Here is a 23,077-nt window from a genome sequence, read left to right on the forward strand (position 1 = left end):
ATTCCTCCCCTTTTACTAAATCTGTTTATCTGCCAAACTATCACTTCAAAATATATATAGGATACACCTTATCATAAAATTCAGCTTTTTGTAAATAATTAAAGGTGATAAGGGTTATTTTTCATCCAATAACCCTCTCAATTGTTCAAGTACAACAGCAAATGGCTGAGTATCCCCCACTTTCCAAAATTCACGAAACGGATCGCCGATATTTTTCATCCGTTCCATTACACTGTTGATTGTAAATTGTTCAGGTCTTAACGCGGCTCCAACCTCATCCCAATTCAACGGAGTTGCAACTGTTGCAATCTCGTTTCCTCTTGGTGAATAGGGAGCGACGATTGTTTTTCCTTCGTGATGCTGTACATAGTCCAAGTATAATCTGTTTCCCCTGTTCTTCTTCAGTCGTTCAGTTGTGAACCATTGCGGCTCTTGATCGCATAGGAAATCGGCAATGAATTTCGTGAAGATACGGGTGTCGTCGTAAGTGAATGTATTATACGGAAGCGGGATATATAATTGCAGGCCTTTGCCTCCGGATGTTTTGACGAATGAAGTGAGTTGGAACTGGTCAAATATCGCTTTCATCCGCACCGCAGCTTCTACAGAGAGTGAAAATTCCTTTACTGATGGAGGATCCAAATCGAAGACGATTTCTGTCGGCATTTTGGTATCGATTGTTTGAAATGGAATATGGTATTCGAGGGCAAGTTGATTTCCAAGCCATAGCAATGTCGTGATATCGTTGCAAACGATGTATTCAATATCATCATCTTTAGACGTCTTCACGAAGTTGGGTGCGTAGTCGGGAACGCTTTTTTGATAGAACTTCTCGCCAGGGACCCCATGCGGAAAACGAATTAATGTGAGATGTCGCTCTTCAAGGAACGGAAGCATGAATGGTGACGCCATTTGCAAATAAAGCAAGTAGTCGTCCTTCTCCAAGCCTTCTTTTGGCCAAACCGGCTTGTCAGGATGCGTAACTTGGACTTGCCCGGGAATCGGGTTCAATTGTCGCAGCATATGCCGCCACTGGCACTCCTCGGGATCCATATCAAATTGAAAAGAATGGAACCGCGGCTCGCGTAGATGCTTCCCGTCGAAGCTAATGCAATTGATGTCCGCACAGATGGATGGCGCGATTTCATAAATGGAATTCCCGATGATTTGCCCGTTCGCTAGAAACAATTCACTAAGCGTCTTCATTTCCTCATCCGACATACCGTGCTTGAATGTAACGACCTCAACGAGCTGGCCCTTTTTATATATGGCACCAGTGAAAAATCCATTGATCTGTTCGTATTTCGTAATGATAACCGTGACCTGTCTCCAGTTTTTCACTTTTAGCCATTGATTCGTCCGTTTTTCATTGCTCCAGACACTTTTCTTGTGCTTGGCGATGACCCCTTCCCCATTGTTCAGCCTGACTTGGTTCCACAATTCTTTTTCGTCCGTATATGTTTTGATCAATCGGATTGAACTTTGATGACGATATTTAACGGCAGTCGGGATTCCAATCTTGTCAAAGTATTTCTCCAGTTTCGACTTTCTCTTTTCTAGTGCGATGCCAGATAGATCTTTACCCTTCAGAGAGATAAGATCGAAGACAATATATTGGCAAGGGAAGGCTTCCGAATGTTGGGCAATGACCTCCTTCTTACGCATCCGTCCCCTCGTCTGAACAATGGAAAATTCACTCTTGAAATCGTTCTGAAGGCATACCAATTCGCCGTCAAATGTAATGGGCAGGAAAGGCTCCATCAAATCTTCTATCCGACAGCAACCCTCGATAATCTCGGGGAAAAGATCATTGAGGTTTTTTTCATTTCTGCTGAATAGCTGAACTCCTTCTTTGGTCCATTGAAGAATCGCCCTGAATCCGTCGTATTTTGTTTCGTATATCCAGTCTTTCCCTACTGGCACTTCATCTACATCCATCATTAGCATCGGTTTCATCTGATCGCTCCGTTCTTATGTATAGATTTCGCTTTTATTTATAGTGTTTGACGGATTATTTTTCGTATACATAGGAATGAGTCAGCTTTCCATACTAAGAATAAAAGCGGGTGATTTCATTGCATACAATATGGAAAGGAAGCATCAGTTTCGGTCTGGTCAATATTCCGATCAAGCTTCATGCGGCTACAGAGAACAACGACATTAAATTGCGCCAGCTTCACAAGGAGTGTCATTCCCCGATCAGCTATCAGAAAGTATGCCCGATTTGTGATAAAGAAGTGAAAAGCGAAGAGATCGTGAAGGCGTATGAGTATACGAAAAACAAGTTCGTTGTACTCGATGATGACGACCTTGAAAAGCTGAAGAAGGAAAATGAAGACAAAGCTGTTGAGATCATTGATTTTGTCCAGTTGGAGGAAATCGATCCGATTTATTTTGAACGCAGCTACTTCATGGCTCCTGATGCGAACGGCGGCAAAGCGTATGCACTATTGCGAAAGGCGTTGAAGGAATCCGGAAAAATCGGTGTCGCGAAAATCATCATCCGCTCGAAGGAGCAGTTGGCAGTCGTCCGGGTATATAAAGACGCATTGTTGATGGAAACAATCCACTTCCCGGATGAAGTGCGCAATGTAGGGGATGTGCCGAATATTCCCGCTGAGGATACGGTCGTGAAAAAAGAACTCGACACTGCGCTTCTGTTAGTCGATCAATTGACGACTGCATTCGATCCCGATAAATATACGGATGAATACAGGACGGCGCTTATGGAATTGATCGAAGAGAAAAAAGCGGGCAATACAGCTGTTGCCAAAACGGAGAAAAAGGCAATTTCGCCTTCAAATACAACCGATTTGATGGCCGCGCTGCAGGCATCGCTCGATAAGACAAAGAAGAAGAAGCCGGCACCACGAAAAAAGGCACCAGCGAAGATGAAAGCTTAGAAAATCCGTGCGTGACAAGCGTTATCACCGACTTGGGGGAGTTTATCACCGACTTGGGACACTTTATCACCGACTCGGCACATTTACCACCGACTCTCGAGGGTTTACCACCGACTCTCGGCCTATTACCACCGACTTTCAGATGTTTACCACCGATTCTCGGCAAATTACCACCGACTTTCAGATGTTTACCACCGATTCTCGGCAAATTACCACCGACTTTCAGATGTTTACCACCGATTCTCGGCAAATTACCACCGAATCCACCTTTTTCGCATACAAAAATGCCATCCCAACAAAGGATGGCATTTTTTGTATTAGATGAATTTGACCATTTTATAATTTTTCTTCCCTCTGCGTACAATTGTAAACGCGTCGTCCAAACGGTCTGCCGCAGTGACCTCATATGCGAGATCCGTCACTTTTTCGCCGTTCAATGAAATAGCACCGTTTGTCACGTCTTCGCGTGCTTGACGCTTAGAAGAAGAAACACCTGCTTCGACGATGAAGTCGACGATGTTTTTATCCGCCTTCGTAAGTTCCGCTGTCGGCACGTCTTTGAATGCATCTTTCATTTCAGCAACCGTCAACGCCTTCAAGTCTCCGCTGAATAACGCTTTCGAAATGCGGATCGCTTGGTCGAGCGCTTCCTGGCCATGGATGAGACGCGTCATTTCTTCCGCCAGCGTTTGCTGGGCTTTTCGAAGGTGCGGTTCATCCTGAACGGATGCCTCAAGCGCCTCGATCTCTTCCCGGCTCATGAATGTAAAGATTTTCAAGTAGTTGATAACTTCCGCATCTGCCGTGTTGATCCAGAACTGATAGAACTCATAAGGCGACGTCTTTGCTGCATCAAGCCAGACAGAACCGCCAGCAGTTTTTCCGAATTTCGTGCCGTCCGCTTTCGTTATGAGCGGCATCGTGATTCCGAATGCTTTTGCTTCTTCGTTATGTGTTTTCCTGATAATTTCAAGTCCTGTTGTAATATTGCCCCATTGATCGGAACCACCGATTTGTAAACGGCAATTGTACTTGTCGTACAAATGGCTAAAGTCGGCGCCTTGGATCAGCATATATGAAAATTCCGTGAAGGAGATGCCCGTTTCCAGACGGGAAGCAACATTTTCTTTCGCGAGCATATAGTTGATGCTTAACAGTTTTCCGTAGTCACGAAGGAAGCTGATGGCAGACATTTCCCCAAACCAGTCTTTATTATCAACTAAGATAGCTCCGTTTTCACTGTCGAAGTCAAAGATATGCTCCAATTGTCGGCGAATGCCCGCCACGTTTTTCGCGATTTGTTCATCGGACAGAAGCTGTCGCTCTTCCGCCTTGAAGGATGGATCCCCGATCATGCCTGTTGCACCGCCCACTAGAACGATGGGGCGATGACCGTGTTGCTGAAAACGGCGAAGCGTGAGAAAAGGTACAATATGACCGATATGCAAGCTGTCCGCCGTCGGGTCTGTTCCACAATACAACGAGATTTTTTCTTCATTCAATACCTTCTCAAGGCCTTCCTCATCCGTCAGCTGATACAGGAGGCCTCTCCATTTCAAGTCCTCGAGCAGTTCATTCTTCATCATAATCCCTCCAATAAAATAAAAAAGACCCTACACGATTCAACTGAATCATGCAGGGACGTTAGATACAAAGTCAACTAACGCGGTACCACCCGGCTTGAGAATATATACATTCTCCGCTTGAAGACGCATTATCGCCGCGTACGCGTCACACTCCAAAGCTGTAATTCGCAAACGTTCTACCGGACAGCTTCCACCAACCGCTGCCTCTCTAGACGGATCGAGCGTTCCTACTCCGGCTTTCTCAACATGTGAAAAATGATATATCCCTTATTGTAGTCTAAACTACCGCTTTGTCAAACATTTTCTATTGATTTCCACGAAATGTGCTATAATAGGAAGGATTTTAGGGGGGATGAAACTTTGAGTGAAAAACGTAAAAACAGGATAGATCTAATAGAAGATAAATTTGAATCATTGAAGAAAAAAGGATGGGCAAAAGGGATCCGCATCACATCGGGAGTCATTTGGAATCTTTTTCTCATCTTCCTCATCTTCGGGCTAACGCTTGGCGTATTCGCTGCCTCAGTCGGCGCCGGTTATTTCGCATCACTCGTAGCGAAGGAGCCACTCCGATCGAAAGATGAAATGCGGGGTAATATCTTTAATTATGAAGAGACTTCGGAAATTTATTTTGCAAATGACATCTATTTAGGGAAAGTAAATGCCGATATCGAAAGGAAAGAGACAACATTAAAGAAGGTTTCTCCTTTCGTCATCGATGCAGTTCTGGCAACGGAAGACGAATATTTTGAAACACATGAGGGAGTCGTACCTAAAGCGATTTTCCGCGGACTGTTTCAAGATGTGACAAACTCATCCAGTCAGACAGGTGGTTCAACACTCACCCAACAACTTATTAAAAACCAGATTTTGACAAATGAAGTATCCTATGAGCGGAAGGCGAAAGAAATCCTGCTTGCCATGCGGCTTGAACATTTCATGGATAAAGAAGAAATTCTAGAAGCCTACTTAAATATCATTCCATATGGAAGGAATGCATTAGGGCAAAATATCGCGGGGATCGAGACTGCAGCCGAGGGTATCTTCGGTGTAAGTGCAGAAGAACTTAATCTTCCTCAAGCGGCCTATATTGCGGGAATTCCCCAAGCGCCGTTTGCGTATACCCCTTTCCTGAGCAGCTATTATGGCGGCGGCTTGAAGAATGATGAAAATATCAAGCCAGGAATCGACAGAATGAAAACGGTCCTTTTCCGTATGAAAGAAACGGGCTATATTACCGATAAGCAATACGAAGAAGCGATCGCTTATGATATTACGAAAGACTTCCGCGAAAAGACAGAGCGCGCAACCGAGAGATATCCTTATTTAACACAGGAAATCCAAGAGAGAACGAAAGAGATCCTTGCGAAAATCTTGGCGGAAAAGGATGGCATCGATCCAGAACGGGTAGATGGAGATGAAAAAGTAAGAGGGAAATATTTTATACTTGCCGATCGCGCGATGCGTACCGGTGGATACCGTATTTATTCGACTGTCGATAAAGAACTTTACGACGGAATGAACAAAGTGGCAGAGGAATTTGAGAATTACGGAATGACTTATACACGTGAGGAAAAAGATATCAGCACAGGTGAAACCATTCTGAAAGACGATCCCGTGCAAGTTGGAGCCATTATGATCGAAAACAGCACAGGCCGAATTCTCTCATTTGTCGGAGGACGCGACCATAATCTTGAGAACACGAATCATGCGACAAGGGCTTTCAGGCAAAACGGATCTTCCATGAAGCCGCTGCTCGTCTATGCACCAGCGATTGAGTATGGTATCATCGGCGCAGGAAGCCCGGTCGTCGATGTTAAATTTGAAATACCGGATGGCAAGGGTACATGGAGTCCTTCAAACTATAATGCCGATGTGGAAAACGGAATTATCCCAGCAAGGCAGGCATTGGCTCAATCCCTCAACTTACCGACAGCAAGGCTATACAATGAAATCGTAGATCGACGGCCAGCTGAGTTCCTTGAGAAGATGAACTTCACTAAACTCACGCCTGGAGATTACGTCCACCTTTCCGTTTCATACGGCGGAATGGATGTCGGAGTCAGTGTTGAGGAGAATACAAACGCATTTGCCACTTTCGCGAATGGCGGCAAGTTCATCCAGTCTTACATCATTGATCGAATCGAAGATATGGCCGGCAATGTCGTGTATGAACACAAGATTGAACCTGTCGACGTGTTCAGCCCTGAAACATCGTATATCGTAACAGATATGCTAAGGGATGTTATAAAACCTGGCGGAACAGGACAGCAATTGCCTGGATTCATGAATTTCAAAACCGACCTGGCTGCAAAAACCGGGACGACGAACGGATACGGCGACGCTTGGCTAGTCGGATACAATCCAAATGTCTCAATGGGCCTCTGGTTTGGCTATAAGGATCAGAAGCGCAAGTTGTACACCCGAAAATCCGGTGCGATGCATCCGACGACCCGGACGTCTATGCTCTTCGGCAGATTGATGAATAAAGCGAATGAAGTGAGACCAGATATTATCGGGGCTGGCAGCACTTTCAAACAGCCAGCAGGCGTAGTATCCAAGCCGTTCTGCGGAATTTCAGGATTGGCACCGTCCGCTGCTTGTACGTCTGCCGGATTGGTCAGATCTGACCTGTTCAATTCAAAAGTGATGCTCCCTACTAAACCGGATGACAGCATTATCAATGCGTCTTATGTCTCCGTCAAGGGCAGCCGCTACATGGCACTGCCTTCGACGCCTGCGGAATTTATTGTTTCAGGTGGAACCGGAGTCAATCAAGCATTTATCGACAGGATGCTAGGATCTTGGGGTGGAGATGCTTCCAAGCTGTTCCCATCCATGTCTATATTTGCTTCAAGTGTCGTATCAGGGGCAGTCTTCAATGCGGATGATGTTGCACCGACAGGCGTCAACGCATCGCTGAACGGGTCGACGTTAGTTTGGTCGGAATCCCCTTCAAATGACGTGATCGGTTATTATGTATACCGGAACAATGAACGGATTGCAACAGTCAAAGATGGATCCGCCAACTCAATCGCTGTCGGCCCAGGCGAATATTCCGTCAGAGCTGTTGATATTACCGGACTTTTATCCGGGGCCTCTAATATCGTAACTGTCGCTAGCCCAGAACCGCCACCGACAGAAAAACCGGACGATGAAAATAAGCCTCCTGCGACGCCGCCAGGAAATGAAAATAATAACGGCGAAGGCGGAAGCGGAAACAACGGTGGAAATAACGGAAACAATGGAAATGGAAATGGAAACAACGGAAGTGGCAATAACGGAAATAACGGGAACAATGGGAACGACGGAAATGGCAACAATGGCGGAGGCAATAAACCGCCTTCCGACGATGATGGCGATGATTAATGGAATACAAAAAGGGACTCCCCAACTGGGAGTCCCTTTCTTGTGTTATCAGTCTTCCATCGTCGATAAGTCGCCTGTCGGCAAGTTGAGTTCCCATGCCTTCAATACACGTCGCATGATTTTTCCGCTTCTTGTCTTCGGAAGCTTGTCCTTGAATTCGATTTCCCTTGGCGCAGCGTGTGCGGCAAGTTCCTTTTTGACGAATTGCTTAATGTCATCTTCCAGTTCTTCAGAAGGTTCATATCCATCATGGAGAGCGACAAAGGCTTTGATGATTTCACCACGGACCGGGTCGGGTTTTCCGATAACCCCCGCCTCGACAATCGCCGGGTGCTCCAGCAATTTGCTTTCCACTTCAAACGGTCCTACACGTTCCCCGCTCGTCATGATGACGTCGTCGACACGTCCTTGGAAGAAGAAATAGCCGTCTTCGTCCATATAGGCAGAATCACCGGATACATACCATTCATCGTTCAAGAAGTAGGAATCATACTTCTCAGGGTTGTTCCAAATTTGACGCATCATTGAAGGCCATCCTTTTTTTATGGCCAGATTGCCCATCCGATTCGGAGGCAATACTTGTCCTCGGTCATCAACGATCGCCGCTTCAATGCCAGGCACCGGCTTCCCCATCGATCCCATTTTGATCGGCAATGATCCGAAATTGCAAATCGTTTGTGCCCCGGTTTCCGTCATCCACCAAGTATCGTGGATCCGTAGCTTGAACACTTCCATCCCCCAACGGATGACTTCAGGGTTCAAAGGTTCCCCGACTGACAAGATATGACGCAATGAGGATAGATCGTATTTTTCCAAGGGTCCCGCACCCGCGCCCATTAGCATCCGGAACGCTGTCGGCGCACTGTACCATACTGTTACGCCATACTCTTGAATGGCTTCGTACCAGCTGTCCGTGGAGAATCTTCCGCCTACAATAAGCGATGTTGCACCCGCTAGCATAGGTCCAAAAATCCCATATGCCGTACCCGTAACCCAACCGGGGTCCGCCGTGCACCAAAAGATATCCTCGTCTTTCAAATCCAATACCCAGCGTGCTGTCATCAATTGCTGAACCATCGCTTCCTGTACATGCAGAACGCCTTTCGGTTTCCCTGTGGAACCGGACGTGTAATGAAGAAGCGTCGGCGAATCCTTCTCCATCCAAACCACCTGGTAGTATGGGGATGCTTTCTTGAAATGTTTTTTGAAATCTATATATTTATCATTTTCTTCTATATTGTCGCCTACAAGAAAGATTGTTTTCAAGTGAGGCAATCTGTCGACAGGAATCCTGCCCAATAACTCCGGTGTCGTCACAATCGCTTTCGCTTCACTATCGGAAAGCCGGTCATAGACTGCCCCTTCCATAAATGCTTCGAAAAGCGGTCCGACAATTGTCCCCATTTTCAACGCCCCGAGTATGACAAAATACAATTCGGGAGAACGCGGCATGAAAACGAAAATGCGATCCCCTTTTTCCAACGATGAGTGGTTCGTCAGGACATTTGCCGCTTTATTGGACATTCTTTTCATTTCATTATACGTATACGCTTCTTTGCGTACCGCATCTTTGTAAAACAAAGCCACTTTGTTTTTCCGATAGGAATTCGCATGACGATCTACAGCCTCGTGCGCAACGTTGATGAGTCCGGTCTCATGCCAGCTGAATTCCTTCTCTGCGTCAGACCATTTAAAATCCTTCGCTGTTTGGTCATAATCCTGTAATTGATAATCCCCCTGCATTACAGGTAAAGTGTTAATCTCCATTCCTATCACCCTTTCGTGAAACATTTACCCCTCCTATTCTACAATATTCATTCTTTATTTGCTAATAAATTAATATTTTTAGTATTGTTGTTTAATTTGTCATCAAGAAGTTCTTTGCCTTGAACATAATTGTTGTATACTGTGAATAAGGTCTATTTATTTGTAGGACGGTGATTAGCGTGGAACATAGGAAAACGTATAACGCGATGGAAGTCAAACATAAGAATGGCGATCTTGTCATTGAGGGTCCGATTCCAGGAAACGAATTGGCAAACCTTGAATTCCATGACCATTTAGTTGCTTTCAGGCCGCCTGCACAGCAGCACAAGGCACTGATCGAAATCGCCGATCTTCCCGAAGGACGGATACTCATCGTCCGTGATATGAATCAAATCGTCGGGTATGTGACCTATTTGTACCCGGATCCCCTTGAAAGATGGTCGAAAGGTAAGATGGAGAATCTTATTGAGTTGGGTGCCATCGAAGTAATCCCGAAATATCGGGGCGGCGGAGTCGGAAAGGCATTGCTCGAAGTGTCCATGATGGACGATGCAATGGAGGACTATATTATCATCACGACTGAATATTATTGGCACTGGGATTTGAAAGGGACGAAACTGAATGTGTGGGAATACCGGAAAGTGATGGAGAAGATGATGAACGCAGGCGGGTTGGAATATTATGCAACCGATGATCCGGAAATCAGCTCACATCCCGCGAATTGCCTCATGGCAAGGATCGGTAAAAGGGTAGATCAGGAATCAATCCAACAGTTTGATAGTCTTCGCTTTATGAACCGATTCATGTATTGATGGGAGGTTTTTCTATTGTTAATTGAAGAGATAATGAAAAGGGACGTCGCCTCCCTTTCACCGGAGCATACTGTAAACGACGCCTTGACAATCATGCAGGAAAAGAAAATTCGGCATCTCCCCATCGTTTCGGATGTAAAAGGGCTTGTCGGCATTGTGACAGACCGTGATCTGAAAGAGGTCGTCCCTTCCCTTTATTCCGACTCGACAGATGTAAACGTTTACAAAACACCATTATCTGAAATCATGTCGGAGAACCCGATCAGTGGCCACCCGATGGATTTCGTGGAAGAGGCCGCAGTCATTTTTTACGATAACCAGATCGGCTGCCTGCCGATCGTCTCCAACGGAAAACTTGTCGGCATCATTACGGAGACGGACCTGCTCTATAAGTATATCGAATTGACCGGAGTTCATCAGCCGGGCTCCCAGATTGAAGTGCGCGTACCGAATATACCCGGCATCCTCTTTGAAGTGTCCAAAGTGTTCCACGAACATAAATTGAATGTGCTAAGTGTTCTTGTATATCCCGATAAAGAAAATGAAGATAATAAAATTCTTGTTATTCGCGTCAAGACGATGAATCCGCTCAATGTCATAAATGGCTTGCGTAAAAATGGATTTGAAGTCCTTTGGCCGAATGTACCCGGCATTGATCTATGAAGAAAGATGCTGTGTTCATATTTTCCGAAGAACAACTTGGCTATTCTTTTTCGGACACTCACCCATTCAATCAAAAGAGGATTGTACTGACGCTGGATCTGTTGAAGAAATCCGGTGCCATATCCGATGAAGACATCATCGTTCCGAGAATTGCGACCGATGAGGAATTATTATTGGTCCATGATCCGAAGTTTATTGATATCGTCAAAAGAGCCGGCCAAGGATTAATTACCGAAGAGGTTGGTTCCGTTTATGGCATCGGTACTGAAGATACCCCTATTTTCCCGAATATGCACGAGGCGAGCGCCATGCTTGTTGGCGGGACGTTGACCGCAGTTGATGAGGTGATGGAAGGAAGGGCGAAATATGCGTTGAACTTAGGAGGCGGGCTTCACCATGGTTTCCAAGGAAAGGCTTCAGGATTTTGTGTCTATAATGACAGCTCGGTCGCTATTAAATACATCCAGAAGAAGTATAATGCGCGTGTGCTTTATATCGACACGGATGCCCATCATGGCGACGGCGTGCAATGGACGTTTTACGATGATCCGAACGTCTGCACACTTTCCGTCCACGAAACCGGAAGATACCTTTTTCCTGGGACAGGCGCTGTAACTGAACGCGGAAATGGCGAAGGTTATGGGACTTCTTTCAATTTCCCGATCGATGCCTTCACGGAGGATGAATCGTTTCTACAGATTTACAAAACGGCAATTGAAGAAGTCGCAGCTTTTTTCAAGCCGGATGTCATATTGACGCAAAATGGGGCAGATGCCCATTATTTCGATCCCCTCACCCATTTGTACGGCACGATGAAGATTTATGAACAAATACCACGGATTGCACGGAAAATTGCTGAGCGCTATTGCGAAGGCCGGTGGATCGCTGTCGGCGGCGGGGGCTATGATATATGGCGGGTCGTACCGCGGGCATGGTCGCATATTTGGCTAGCGATGAAGCAGTTGCCGATTCCTATGGGCAGGCTGCCTGATGCATGGCTTGAAGCATGGCAAGTCGAGTCTCCTGTACCGTTCATCGAGACATGGCAAGATCCGGATCCGTTGTACGAACCGATTCCACGGAAGGCGGAAATAATGGAGAAAAATGCTCAAATGCTTGAACGCGCTTTGCATTTTATTCGTAGTCAATGACTTGAATTGAGCCCTTGCGGAAATAATTGAGCCCTTCTGCGAATAATGGAGCCCTTGATTAAATAATTGAGCCATCATATGAAAAAAGCTGTCCCGGCAGTTTGTCCGGAACAGCTTTTTCATTTTGTCGACTGGCGCACTTCCTTATGATACGGCAGAATAACATTTACATCTTCGACTTCCTCGCCGTTCATCAGCTTTGTCAACAAGCGCATCGAAACCGCACCCAAGTCATATAACGGGACGATGATGGCGGTCAATTGCGGCCTTACCGCACGCGACAGCAATGTATGTTGGAAACAGATCACTTCGTAGTCTTCCGGCACTGAAAAGCCCTCATCCCTGATTCCATTTAAAACGCCTACAGCAATTTCATCATTGCCGGCAAAAATGGCGGTCGGCTTTTCTTCTAGCTCACGTATCACAGCCCACTTTTCATAAGCGTCATCATACGTATTGTCCGTTTCAATGAAAAATTCATCGATGATCGGAAGGCCAGCTTCTTTCAACGCCCTCTCGTATCCGACTTTCTTGCATAACCGATTGATATCCCTCGACATCGGACCGCTCACATGGACGATGCGTTCATGGCCATTATCAATCAATTTCTTCACTGCTTCATAGGCCGCTTCCTCATGGTCGATGTTCACTGTCGGCAAGTCCGTGTTGTCTCCCAACGTACCCGCCAAAACAATCGGCACATTCGCTGTCGCCATTTCCGCACGGATTTCATCTGAAAGTGAATCGCTCATGAAAATGAGACCATCAACCTGTTTGCCGAGATGGTCTTCCAATAGCTCAACTTCCCTCGTCGCCCGTTTGTCCGAGTTGGACAGAATGATATTGTATTCGTACATTGTCGCAATATCCGCGATGCCGCGTGAAAGTTCGGCATAATAACTTTTGGAAATATCTGGAACGATTACTCCAACCGTTGTCGTCTTCTTACTTGCAAGCCCTCTTGCCACGGCGTTCGGACGATAGCCGAGGCGTTCGATGCATTCGAGAACCTTTTTACGTGTTGCCGGTTTTACGTTCTGATTGCCGTTGACAACACGGGAAACCGTAGCCATGGAAACATTCGCTTCCCTTGCTACATCATAAATAGTAACTGCCATTGACGAATCTCCTTCCCATCAGTATGTATTCGCTTACTTCTATTATAAACAAAACACCGGATCCTTGAAAGGTCCGGCGCTGTTTATAGAATAATTCAAATGTAGCAACCCTTAGACTGTTTGATGGGTGTTCATGAATCTTTCAATTTCAGCGTAGAACTCGTCGAACTGTTTAATGTCCATTTGCTGTGCTGCATCGGATAAAGCGACAGCCGGATCAGGATGCACTTCCGCCATGACACCGTCCGCTCCTACAGCAATTGCCGCTTTTGCAGTTGGAAGCAATAAGTCTTTTCTGCCTGTCGAGTGAGTGACATCTACGAAAACCGGTAAATGTGTTTCCTGTTTTAAAATCGGAACCGCGGAAATGTCCAAAGTGTTTCGTGTCGCCCGCTCATATGTGCGGATTCCACGCTCACAAAGCATGATTTGGCTATTCCCTTTGGAGATGATATATTCAGCCGCATTGATGAATTCATCAATCGTTGCAGCCAATCCACGTTTTAGAAGGACTGGTTTATTCACCATGCCTGCTTCTTTCAGCAATTCGAAGTTCTGCATATTGCGCGCCCCGATTTGGATGACATCGATATAATCGAGCGCCTCTTCCAAGTGGGATGGCGTAATGATTTCCGTCACGATCGATAAGCCTGTTTCATCGGCGACACGTTTCAAGATTTTCAGCCCTTCAAGGCCGAGCCCTTGGAAATCATAAGGGGATGTACGCGGTTTGTAAGCGCCGCCCCTGAGCATCGTCAACCCTTTTGCCTTGATTGATTGAGCAACTGCAAGAACTTGTTCATATGATTCAACGGCGCAAGGACCGAAAATGAATGTCGGTTCCCCGTTCCCGATTCTTTCTCCATTTACGTTGACAATTGTATCTTCAGGCTTGCGTTCACGGGAAACAAGCAATGCATTGCGTTGCTCATCTTCCTGGATTTCGAGCGCAGACATGAAGATGCCTTTGAAAATCTGTTCTAGAATTCCATTTGGAATCGGTCCTTTATTGGATTGGACCAAAGCGTTCAGCATTTCTCTTTCGCGGATCGGATCATACCTGTTGACACCTTGCTTTTCTTTCACCTTGCCAATTTCTTGGACAACTGAAGTACGTTCATTGATCAAGTCCAATATCTTCGTATTCAATTCATCCACTTGACCTCTAAGCTGATCTAAATCATTTTGTCTCATCATTATGTCTCCTCCCCGCACACATCATTCCCTTTTCGAAGCAGGAATTCTGTGTTACATTTTTATATAATAGTCCTAAGTATAATGAAAAGTATTTGAAAAGTCACGTCATTTTTACAAATTGTTTAATTTCATTAGTATTTGACGAAAAAGGGGTGTATTATTCTGTCGAACAAACTTTTCGCACTTGATATCGGTACCCGTTCCGTCGTCGGCATCATTCTTTCCGAACAAGATGGGAGTTACCATGTTGCCGATCTCGTGACGATTGAACATAAGGAACGCTCGATGATTGATGGGCAAATACATAATATTGTAAGCGTCGCCTCTGTCATATCAGAAATAAAATCAATTCTGGAGGAACGCCATGGCATGCTGAAAAAAGTAAGTGTTGCCGCAGCAGGACGTGCGCTCAAAACGATGGAAGGATCCATGACGATTGATATTGCCGGAAAACCGCTCTTTACACCAGAGGACATTAACCGGCTCGAATTGGCTGCGGTGCAACAAGCCCAGCAGCAACTACTGTCTTCTGCAGCCACTGCAGATGATTATTATTATTGTGTCGGCTATTCGGTCCTTCATTACAAATTGGATGAAGATGAAATCGGCAGTCTGATCGATCAGGCGGGCAGAACAGCGACAGCGGAAGTCATTGCGACATTCCTCCCGAGGGTCGTCGTCGAGTCCCTGCTTTCGGCATTGAAACGGGCTGGCCTGGAAATGGAAGCGCTGACGCTTGAGCCGATCGCTGCCATCAACGTCCTGATCCCTCCTTCGATGCGCAGATTGAATGTCGCACTCGTCGATATCGGGGCGGGTACATCGGATATCGCCATTACAAACAATAATACGGTCGTCTCTTACGGTATGGTTCCGGTTGCGGGAGATGAAATTACAGAAGCGCTCAGCAACCATTACCTTCTTGACTTTCCTGTAGCTGAAATCGCAAAACGCTCTCTCGCAACTGAAGAATCGATTACCATTTCGGACATTCTCGGTTTCGAACAGCAAGTGCCCACTTCGGAAGTGACTGCTATCATCAAGCCATCCATCGAGAAGCTGGCATCGAGCATCGCTGATGAAATCAAACGACTTAATCAAAAGTCGCCGCAAGCCGTCATGGTCGTCGGTGGTGGAAGCCTTACACCTCTTCTACCAAAAGAATTGAGTATCCGACTCGATTTGCCTGAAAACCGTGTCGGCATCCGTGGACTCGATGCATTGTCGGAAGTCACTTTGTCGGAAGGCATCTTTTCCACCCCTGCACTCGTCACACCAATCGGCATCGCGATTGCAGCAAGACGGGCACCGATCCATTATATGTCGGTCACTGTCAATGAAAAAACGATCCGCTTATTTGAATTGAAAGAGATGACAGTCGGAGATGCATTGCTTGCCGCAAATATTAAGGCAAGACAACTGTACGGCAAGCCGGGAATGGGAATATCAATTACATTGAACGGCGGCCGGATGATGATTCCAGGAGAACATGGAATATCGTCTGAAATCCTGTTGAATAGAAAGCCCGCAAGCACGAAAGACTTCATCATGAATGGCGATGAAATTACGCTTGAACCCGGCAAGGACGGTAAAGATGCATCCGTCACAATTCGTGATCTGATCGGTGAAATTCAGCCAATTAAAGTGACCATTCATGGAAATAAGCATACAATCGTGCCAAGTATTGAGTGCAACGGCATTCCTGTCGGACCCGATACGCTTGTGGAGGACAGGGATGAAATCGTTTTTTCGCAATCTACGAAACTAAACGAAGTACTTGAAGACCTCGGCATGGAACCTTATATACCGTTTGAAGTGTTTGTGAATAATAAAAGAATCCGGTTGGACGACTGGACCCCTCAATTCTTTATCGGCAATATGCCGGTTCCTCAAGATCATCCTTTACGGGATGGGGATGAAATCAAGTTAGGGGTGCATACTCCTCCTACTGTCGGGGATATCGTCGCTACTTTGGATCACTCCGATCAACCAACAGCGAGCATTACGTTCAATGGGGAGCCTGTAACGATTTGGAGCAGCGGGGCATCCATCTTATTGAATGGTGAGCAAGTGGACAATTCAGCCATCGTCCGTCCAGGCGACCGGCTCACGATTCCGAAAACGGCTCAACGGCCATTTTTGTTCAGCGATGTTTTCCTTTTCATCGATTATTCATTGCCGAAAAATGCATCATCCTCCTACCAGCTATTGCGCAACGGAGAACCGATCGGCTTTAATGATTCGATCTTCAGTGGAGATGCATTGGAAATCAAATTCAGCTGATATCTAAAGAGCCAGACAACCCACGATGGGCTGCCTGGCTCTTTCAATTTCACTTTTCTTTTTCAACCGAAATGTGATTTTGATTCACATTCTTTTCATGTCCGATGTTTTCACTATTGTCATAGGAGACACCGCTATTTTTCGTAGATTGATACTTTGCAGCCTCTTTATCTTTCGTCGTTACCGTCTCAGGAAAATCGATTGCTTCTTCACCGTCGGAAAAAGCTGTCCCATCATCCATAGGGACCGATGTCTTATTGGCCATCGATTTCACTTTATCCACAATTTGCCCGGATTGCTCCTGGATCGTTTTCGTCAGGCCATCCGTCTTCTCTTTGGCCACTGAAGTGATTTCCGTCGCTTTATCCTTCGCAACTGCGCTTAATTCGATCCCTTTGTTTTTCAATTGGACCGCTTGTTCCGAGAAATCGTCGCGCATTTCTCTGCCCGTTTTCGGTGCTAGGAACAATGCCGCCGCAGCGCCGATAACGCCTCCTACGAGTGCGCCCAAAAGGAAGCTTCCTGCGCCGGAATCGTCCTCATCATAGAAATTGTCCGTATTGGAACGGTATGGGTAATTGACAGGCAAGTGGGATGGTTCCCCGAAAGTGTTCTTATAGTCTTGGTTCCCGTAATAGTGGTGATCGTAATGTGCATCGTTATAGTTCGGTTTTAGTTTTTCAGTCATGTGAATTCCTCCCGTATGATTTTTTTAGTCGATATCAGTGCCCGCCCGGACTTGGCAATCTCTTCTGTCCATTGTCCGGTTTATAGACAGTCCAGCCTGATGATCTTTCCGTCTTCATATCTTTCACTTTACCGATGATGCCGAATGCGACGTTGCTCCATTGAACCACCTGGGCTATTTTATCACTGTTCTTCTCGGCTTCGACAGTGATTGAATTGGTCACCCGACGGACTGAATCGTTCAAGTCACTGACTGAGCTTCCTACCCCTTTCACTGCATCAACGACAGTGTTCAATTTTTCGGATTTCTGTTGAATATCCTCGGCAAGGGCATTTGTCTTATGAAGAAGTTCAGTCGTTTCGGACGTGACCCCTTCCAACTGGTTCGTCAAGCCATCCAATGTTTCGGAGACGCTTCGTAATGTTGTTTTCAATGAACCTAATGTCATTGCAAGGCTAATACATAAAATCAAAAATGCGATTGCAGCAACGATTGCAGCAATGTACAGTAACACTTCCATGGCAATCCTCCTCCCGATAACATCCATAAATAATTTCTACCCTATAAATGAGGTAAATAAACGCGCCTACTCTACCCTTTTTCGACATTCTTTTCAAATCTCCTTCATTTTTTCCGAAATAAATTATTTCTGGATATTAAGATAAATATTTACTAGTTGATTGGAAAGAAGAAAATCACCAAAAATTAAGGGGATTTATGTTAAAGTAAGTTATTAGGTTTAAAAGTTTATGTGTAAAGAATCAAGAGTAATTAGTGTTCCTAAAACGGGCCGTTTAACGGTTCAGTACAAAAACGAGAAGATATTGGAGGGAAACCCTTGTCAGCAGGAGAACAGTTCTATAATCACATAGAAAAATCGAGAAAGACATTTATAATAATCGCCACTATAAACATTCTTTTCTTTTCGGGAATATCATTTACCTATGTCATACCAGGACTGAAGGGTTTCAGTTTATTTTTTATGGTTTTGACATTATTTATGTATTTCCTTGCGGCAAACATATTTGTAGGCTTATTTAAAGAAAGAATATGGTTTGTTTTTATGCTTTGTATAATTTTAAACAGCCTTGGAATGGGTTGGCGTTTATGGCTTGAATGGGGAGAATTTAGTTTAATAGAGCATACGGATCTGGCGATTTATATCGGTTATCCAAGTGTAAGTGCTATCATCATTATTATATTTTATATCAGCGGCAATTCTTTATTTAGAAAGAAGGTCAACCCTTCATCAAAAACAATTGTTTCATAGAACACTCTTAGTTGATTGTAGTGGAAGACGGCGACTCCTGGGGATTAGCGAACGCCGTTACGAAGAACGGCGTTTGCGAGCACAAGCGTAGCGTTGCGAGCACAAGCGTAGCGTTTGCGAGCACAAGCGTAGCGTTGCGAGCAAGAATACCAAATCGGATGCCGCCCGCCCCCCCCCGGAAAGCGTCCGTCTGAAACGGAAATCAACTTTTTTTATTCTACATAAGGAAAAAACAGCCGATCCATTGGATCAGGCTGTTTCTTCTTTTTCTGTATGTTCAGCGAAGACGTTTAAATACTTCTGGATGTCGCCCGCGCCCATGAAAAGGTAAACTGCATTTCCGTGCTCATCGAGGACGTCGATGTTTTCCAACTTCAGATGCTTTGCTCCCGGAATTTTGCTAATGAGATCATCAATCGTCAAGTTGCCTGATTTTTCCCGTGCGGAACCGAAGATGTCACACAAATAGACGTGATCTGCTTCTGATAGGCAGTCTGCGAATTGTTGAAGCAATGCAGCGGTCCGCGTAAATGTATGCGGCTGGAAAATCGCGATGATTTCCTTGCTGGGATATTTCTGTCTCGCGGATTGCAATGTCGCTTTGATTTCCGTCGGATGGTGGGCATAATCGTCCACAATCGTCCGGCCATAAGATTCTTTCACTGTGAAACGTCTCTTGACGCCATTGAAGGTAGCCAATCTTTCTTCAATGCCCTCAGCCGGTATCCCTTCATAATGGCATAGTGCAATGACACCTAAGGAATTCAGAATACCGTGGTCACCCGACAATGCGATTGTGAACGAATGGTAAAATTCATTTCGCACATATACATCAAACGTAGCGCCATTTTCCGTTTTCACAATATTCTTTGCGGAGAAATCATTCACTTCATCAAAGCCATAGTAGACGACCGGAACATTCGCTTTAATTTGCTGCAAATGAATATCATCGCCGCAAGCAATAATCGCTTTTTTCACACGCAATGCCATTTGGCCGAATGCATCCATGACATCATCCAAATCCTTGAAGTAGTCCGGATGGTCAAAATCAATATTTGTCATAATAGCGTAATCAGGCTCGTATGCAAGGAAATGGCGTTTGTATTCGCATGCCTCGAAAACGAAATATTGACTATCCTTGACTCCTTTGCCCGTACCGTCTCCGATCAAATAAGATGTCGGGGCATTCCCGGCTAAGACATGCGCCAACAATCCAGTCGTCGATGTCTTTCCGTGAGATCCAGTAATTCCGACTGAAATGAATTGATCCATATAGTTGCCTAAAAATTCATGATAGCGTATCACTTCAACGCCCAATTCATGCGCCTTAACAATTTCGGGATGACTGTCCGGGTATGCGTTCCCTGCAATGACAGTCATGCCTGGTTTAATATTAATTTCATCAAAAGGTAAAATCGATATATTTCTCTCGTGCAAAGGGTCTTCCGTAAAGAAATATTTCTCCACGTCGGAACCTTGTACTGCATAAGATGAATCGTGAAGGATCTGTGCAAGCGAACTCATCCCCGATCCTTTGATTCCTGTAAAATGGTACAATGTCATAATGCAACCTCCCGGGATCATTAACTGTTCCCACATTCTGGTTCATCAGCTGATCGTAACCGCTGATTCCCCATTCATTTTTTAGTATTCTCTATTCCCAATTCGATTAAATATGAATCGTCTATCAAAAATATTACTTTTCAACATGCTATTCATTGCCATTTAAAAAATGGTCAAGTTCACTTTCCGTTAAATAGACTTCCCGTGCCTTACTTCCCCTTTGCTCGGAAATGAAACCTAGTTTTTCCATGCGATCCATCAACTTTGCAGCACGATTATATCCAATGCTGAAGTTGCGTTGCAATAGGGACGTGGAAGCACTGCCTTGTTCGAGTATGAATTGGCAGGCGTCAGCAAATAAAGGATCAGTCTCCTCTTCTTCCATCGTGGTTGCCAATAAATCCTCTTGGCCGAACAGATAATCAGGCTCAGCTTCGTTCTGAACGTGTTCTATTATACGTTCAATTTCGGCATCCGTGACAAACGTACCTTGCAACCGCACTGCGGAGGACTGGCCGTTTCCTAGATAAAGCATATCGCCTTTTCCTAGCAGCCTCTCTGCCCCCGGCGTATCAATAATTGTACGTGAATCGATCTGTGAAGAGACGGAAAATGCGATGCGAGTCGGGACATTCGCCTTGATCGTCCCTGTGATTACATCGACGGAAGGACGTTGTGTCGCAATTATCAAATGGATTCCGCATGCTCTAGCCTTTTGGGTGATACGGCCGATCGACACTTCCACATCTGCAGGTGCCATCATCATCAAGTCCGCCAGCTCATCAATGACGATAAGCAAATAAGGCAGCTTCAACGAAAATTTGCGGTCTTTCTCTGCCATATCATTATAACGCTCAATATTTCTTGCACCTACATGCGCAAAAAGTTCATAACGGCGCTCCATCTCGCCGACCGCCCATTTTAATGCGGCAGTCGCGGCTTTCACGTCAGTGATGACAGGGCTTAGCAAATGTGGAATTCCGTTGAACGGCGCAAGTTCGACCATTTTCGGGTCGATGAGCAACATTTTCAGATCTGCAGGTGATGCTTTATACAATAGGCTGACTAGGATTGAATTTATGCACACAGATTTCCCGGAGCCTGTTGCACCGGCGATCATTCCATGCGGCATCTTGCGCAAATCCAATGTCACCGGCTCACCCGTCAAGCTTAGTCCCAAGACTGCTTCTAAAGGGGATTCGGAGCCTTGAAAACGTTCTGTTTCAATGACTTCAGAAATCCGTACGGCCCTTGGCTTCCGATTCGGAATTTCAATCCCGATGGAACTGGTTCCAGGGATTGGTGCTTGAATCCGGATGTCCTCCGCAGCCAACGCTAGTTTCAGATCGTCAGTCAGATTGCGGACCTTGCTCACTTTCGTTCCATGTCCAACCGTCAATTCGAATCTCGTGACGGTAGGTCCCTGTACGGCCTCAATGACATTTGCCTGCACAGCAAAATATGAAAGCGCCTCTTCCAGCTTTTGCGATTGGGACACAAGCCATTCCGAATCTTCTATATGCTCTTCGGGCTGAATAAGAAAATCTTTTGCAGGAAATGCATAATAAGGTTGTTCCTCTGGTTCTTCCGGTTCTTCAGTAAACACATTAGGTTTTGCGATGTCCTGAACTTGTTCCGTTTGAGTGACACCCGTTTTTGTGGTATCAAAGGCTGACTGATAGCCACTTCTTTTTTCACGTTCCTCATATTTCAGTTTATCATTCTTTAACATAAGGACATTAAACGGCACTATTTTTTCTTTCTTCTGTTCAGGGACATGTACAGGTTCATCTTCTTCGATTAACGGTTCCAGGCTCGATACAGGCTCAAATTCTTCCGTAGCGATCAGTTCCGAACCGCTTTCCGCTTCAACTTCCTCATCAGCTTCCTCATCGACGTCTACCAATAGCTGATCGTCTAGTTGCTGCAGTTCTTCGTCTTTCATTTCAGCTTCGGAATCAAGCTCTTCCTGTTCCGTGGAGTCCCATTCGACTGGGTCGTCAATGATCGTCTCGACAATCATTTCTTTATCTGAAGTATGAGCATGTTCTTCCAATTCAATGCTTTGAATTTCATCTTCTGTTGCTGTCTGTTCAATCGGCGCTTCGACTTCGACTTCAATCTGATCATATTCCAATTCTGCCTGGGCAGGAATTGAAAGTTCCTCGGTTGCCGCTTCCGCCTCTTCAGGTCGAAGGGCTTCAAACCGATCCTTTTTGGGCCTTGAATAGCCATAAATCGGCGAAGGCACTTCCGTAGGTGTGAATGGACGGTTACTCTTTTTCTGGATGATCGTTTTCTTGCTCGGTTCAATTTCTTCAGTTGGCGCCTTCCCACGTTTTGGGGCCGGCTCAGTTTTCAATGGCGTTTGTGTATTATATTTCGTTGGAGCCGTTGCCCGATGAATTGTCGGTTTTTCATTCCCACCAGGCCATCTGTCATTTTTATATAAAGGTACTGGTTCGAAACCTTCATCGTCCAGCTCTGTTATCAAATTATCCGCTTTACTTCTTTCGTTTTCCGGATCGGGTTCCCACCCGTATATTTCGGCATCGGTGATAATTGGAAACCGGAAAGCCGGCTTTTCTGCAGGAGCTTCCTCTTTATATTCTTCTAACTCAATCTCTTCATCAAAATTTTCTTCAAACTCTTCATTATTATCTGCATCAAATAAACGGTTCATCATTTTTTTAATCCAAGTCAAATC

General features: G+C 45.4%; 16 protein-coding genes. 7 read left to right on the plus strand and 9 right to left on the minus strand.

The annotated features are described in order from the left end of the window. Positions 1-114 precede the first annotated feature (114 nt). Positions 115-1,956 (minus strand): DNA ligase D, encoded by a 1,842-nt coding sequence (locus ACFPTP_RS14540; RefSeq protein WP_381446237.1) that lies wholly within the window; start codon positions 1,954-1,956, stop codon positions 115-117. A 119-nt stretch (positions 1,957-2,075) separates the two neighbouring features. Here ACFPTP_RS14540 and ku point away from each other — a divergent pair, with 119 nt between their 5' ends. Next, the gene (gene ku / locus ACFPTP_RS14545) at positions 2,076-2,903 is read left to right on the plus strand and encodes a non-homologous end joining protein Ku (protein WP_381446239.1); all 828 of its coding nucleotides are present in this window, start codon (positions 2,076-2,078) and stop codon (positions 2,901-2,903) included. A gap of 317 nt (positions 2,904-3,220) precedes the next feature. On the opposite strand, the gene tyrS is transcribed toward ku, so the two are convergent. Further along, entirely contained in the window at positions 3,221-4,486 is a 1,266-nt protein-coding gene (gene tyrS, locus ACFPTP_RS14550) for a tyrosine--tRNA ligase (protein WP_381446241.1), read from the minus strand. Positions 4,487-4,849: 363 nt separating this feature from the next. On the opposite strand from tyrS, the gene ACFPTP_RS14555 reads away from it, so the two are divergent. After that, positions 4,850-7,858: a transglycosylase domain-containing protein gene (locus ACFPTP_RS14555; RefSeq protein ID WP_381446243.1), complete on the plus strand. Its 3,009-nt coding sequence runs from the start codon at positions 4,850-4,852 to the stop codon at positions 7,856-7,858. 48 nt (positions 7,859-7,906) lie between these two features. Here the strand turns inward: ACFPTP_RS14555 and acsA are convergent, their stop codons facing one another. Next, positions 7,907-9,625 carry an acetate--CoA ligase gene (gene acsA / locus ACFPTP_RS14560; protein ID WP_381446245.1) on the minus strand — a complete coding sequence of 573 codons (1,719 nt, stop codon included), beginning with the start codon at positions 9,623-9,625 and terminating at the stop codon, positions 7,907-7,909. A gap of 179 nt (positions 9,626-9,804) precedes the next feature. Between acsA and ACFPTP_RS14565 the strand changes: the two genes are divergently transcribed. From ACFPTP_RS14565 to ACFPTP_RS14575, 3 genes are read left to right on the plus strand one after another with little or no spacing between them, the layout of a single operon-like run. Next, complete coding sequence (locus ACFPTP_RS14565) at positions 9,805-10,437, plus strand: GNAT family N-acetyltransferase (RefSeq protein ID WP_381446247.1); 633 nt, start codon at positions 9,805-9,807, stop codon at positions 10,435-10,437. Between the two features lie 15 nt (positions 10,438-10,452). Then, a complete protein-coding gene (locus ACFPTP_RS14570) occupies positions 10,453-11,100 on the plus strand; it encodes an acetoin utilization AcuB family protein (protein WP_381446250.1) in 648 nt (215 codons plus the stop codon). Next, entirely contained in the window at positions 11,097-12,251 is a 1,155-nt protein-coding gene (locus ACFPTP_RS14575) for an acetoin utilization protein AcuC (protein ID WP_381446252.1), read from the plus strand. Before ACFPTP_RS14570 ends, ACFPTP_RS14575 begins: the two co-directional genes overlap by 4 nt. A gap of 119 nt (positions 12,252-12,370) precedes the next feature. Here ACFPTP_RS14575 and ccpA read toward each other — a convergent pair whose 3' ends face one another. Further along, a complete protein-coding gene (gene ccpA, locus ACFPTP_RS14580; RefSeq protein WP_381446254.1) occupies positions 12,371-13,369 on the minus strand; it encodes a catabolite control protein A in 999 nt (332 codons plus the stop codon). A gap of 111 nt (positions 13,370-13,480) precedes the next feature. Next, the gene (locus tag ACFPTP_RS14585) at positions 13,481-14,563 is read right to left on the minus strand and encodes a bifunctional 3-deoxy-7-phosphoheptulonate synthase/chorismate mutase (protein WP_381446804.1); all 1,083 of its coding nucleotides are present in this window, start codon (positions 14,561-14,563) and stop codon (positions 13,481-13,483) included. A gap of 165 nt (positions 14,564-14,728) precedes the next feature. Here ACFPTP_RS14585 and ACFPTP_RS14590 point away from each other — a divergent pair, with 165 nt between their 5' ends. Then, positions 14,729-16,849, plus strand: coding sequence for a cell division protein FtsA (locus tag ACFPTP_RS14590; RefSeq protein ID WP_381446807.1), 2,121 nt, complete (start codon positions 14,729-14,731; stop codon positions 16,847-16,849). Between the two features lie 49 nt (positions 16,850-16,898). On the opposite strand, the gene ACFPTP_RS14595 is transcribed toward ACFPTP_RS14590, so the two are convergent. Both ACFPTP_RS14595 and ACFPTP_RS14600 read right to left on the minus strand, forming a co-directional pair. Further along, entirely contained in the window at positions 16,899-17,537 is a 639-nt protein-coding gene (locus ACFPTP_RS14595) for a YtxH domain-containing protein (protein WP_381446256.1), read from the minus strand. Positions 17,538-17,571: 34 nt separating this feature from the next. Further along, positions 17,572-18,057 (minus strand): DUF948 domain-containing protein, encoded by a 486-nt coding sequence (locus ACFPTP_RS14600; protein ID WP_381446258.1) that lies wholly within the window; start codon positions 18,055-18,057, stop codon positions 17,572-17,574. 318 nt (positions 18,058-18,375) lie between these two features. On the opposite strand from ACFPTP_RS14600, the gene ACFPTP_RS14605 reads away from it, so the two are divergent. Next, positions 18,376-18,807, plus strand: a complete 432-nt coding sequence (locus tag ACFPTP_RS14605) for an ABC transporter permease (RefSeq protein WP_381446260.1) — start codon at positions 18,376-18,378, stop codon at positions 18,805-18,807. 249 nt (positions 18,808-19,056) lie between these two features. Here ACFPTP_RS14605 and murC read toward each other — a convergent pair whose 3' ends face one another. After that, entirely contained in the window at positions 19,057-20,370 is a 1,314-nt protein-coding gene (gene murC / locus ACFPTP_RS14610; RefSeq protein ID WP_381446262.1) for a UDP-N-acetylmuramate--L-alanine ligase, read from the minus strand. Positions 20,371-20,518: 148 nt separating this feature from the next. Continuing rightward, positions 20,519-23,074, minus strand: coding sequence for a DNA translocase FtsK (locus ACFPTP_RS14615; protein WP_381446264.1), 2,556 nt, complete (start codon positions 23,072-23,074; stop codon positions 20,519-20,521). Between the last annotated feature and the right edge of the window lie 3 nt (positions 23,075-23,077).

Source organism: Sporosarcina koreensis, assembly GCF_042655825.1.
Classification (GTDB): Bacteria; Bacillota; Bacilli; order Bacillales_A; family Planococcaceae; genus Sporosarcina; species Sporosarcina koreensis.

What these genes read in the sequence shown, in the direction of transcription:
- acsA (WP_381446245.1), bottom strand. Translation starts at nt 9,625, where the DNA reads ATGGAGATTAACACTTTACCTGTAATGCAGGGGGATTATCAATTACAG.
- ACFPTP_RS14575 (WP_381446252.1), top strand. Translation starts at nt 11,097, where the DNA reads ATGAAGAAAGATGCTGTGTTCATATTTTCCGAAGAACAACTTGGCTAT.
- ACFPTP_RS14585 (WP_381446804.1), bottom strand. Translation starts at nt 14,563, where the DNA reads ATGAGACAAAATGATTTAGATCAGCTTAGAGGTCAAGTGGATGAATTG.
- ccpA (WP_381446254.1), bottom strand. Translation starts at nt 13,369, where the DNA reads ATGGCAGTTACTATTTATGATGTAGCAAGGGAAGCGAATGTTTCCATG.
- ACFPTP_RS14595 (WP_381446256.1), bottom strand. Translation starts at nt 17,537, where the DNA reads ATGACTGAAAAACTAAAACCGAACTATAACGATGCACATTACGATCAC.
- tyrS (WP_381446241.1), bottom strand. Translation starts at nt 4,486, where the DNA reads ATGAAGAATGAACTGCTCGAGGACTTGAAATGGAGAGGCCTCCTGTAT.
- murC (WP_381446262.1), bottom strand. Translation starts at nt 20,370, where the DNA reads ATGACATTGTACCATTTTACAGGAATCAAAGGATCGGGGATGAGTTCG.
- ACFPTP_RS14600 (WP_381446258.1), bottom strand. Translation starts at nt 18,057, where the DNA reads ATGGAAGTGTTACTGTACATTGCTGCAATCGTTGCTGCAATCGCATTT.
- ACFPTP_RS14540 (WP_381446237.1), bottom strand. Translation starts at nt 1,956, where the DNA reads ATGAAACCGATGCTAATGATGGATGTAGATGAAGTGCCAGTAGGGAAA.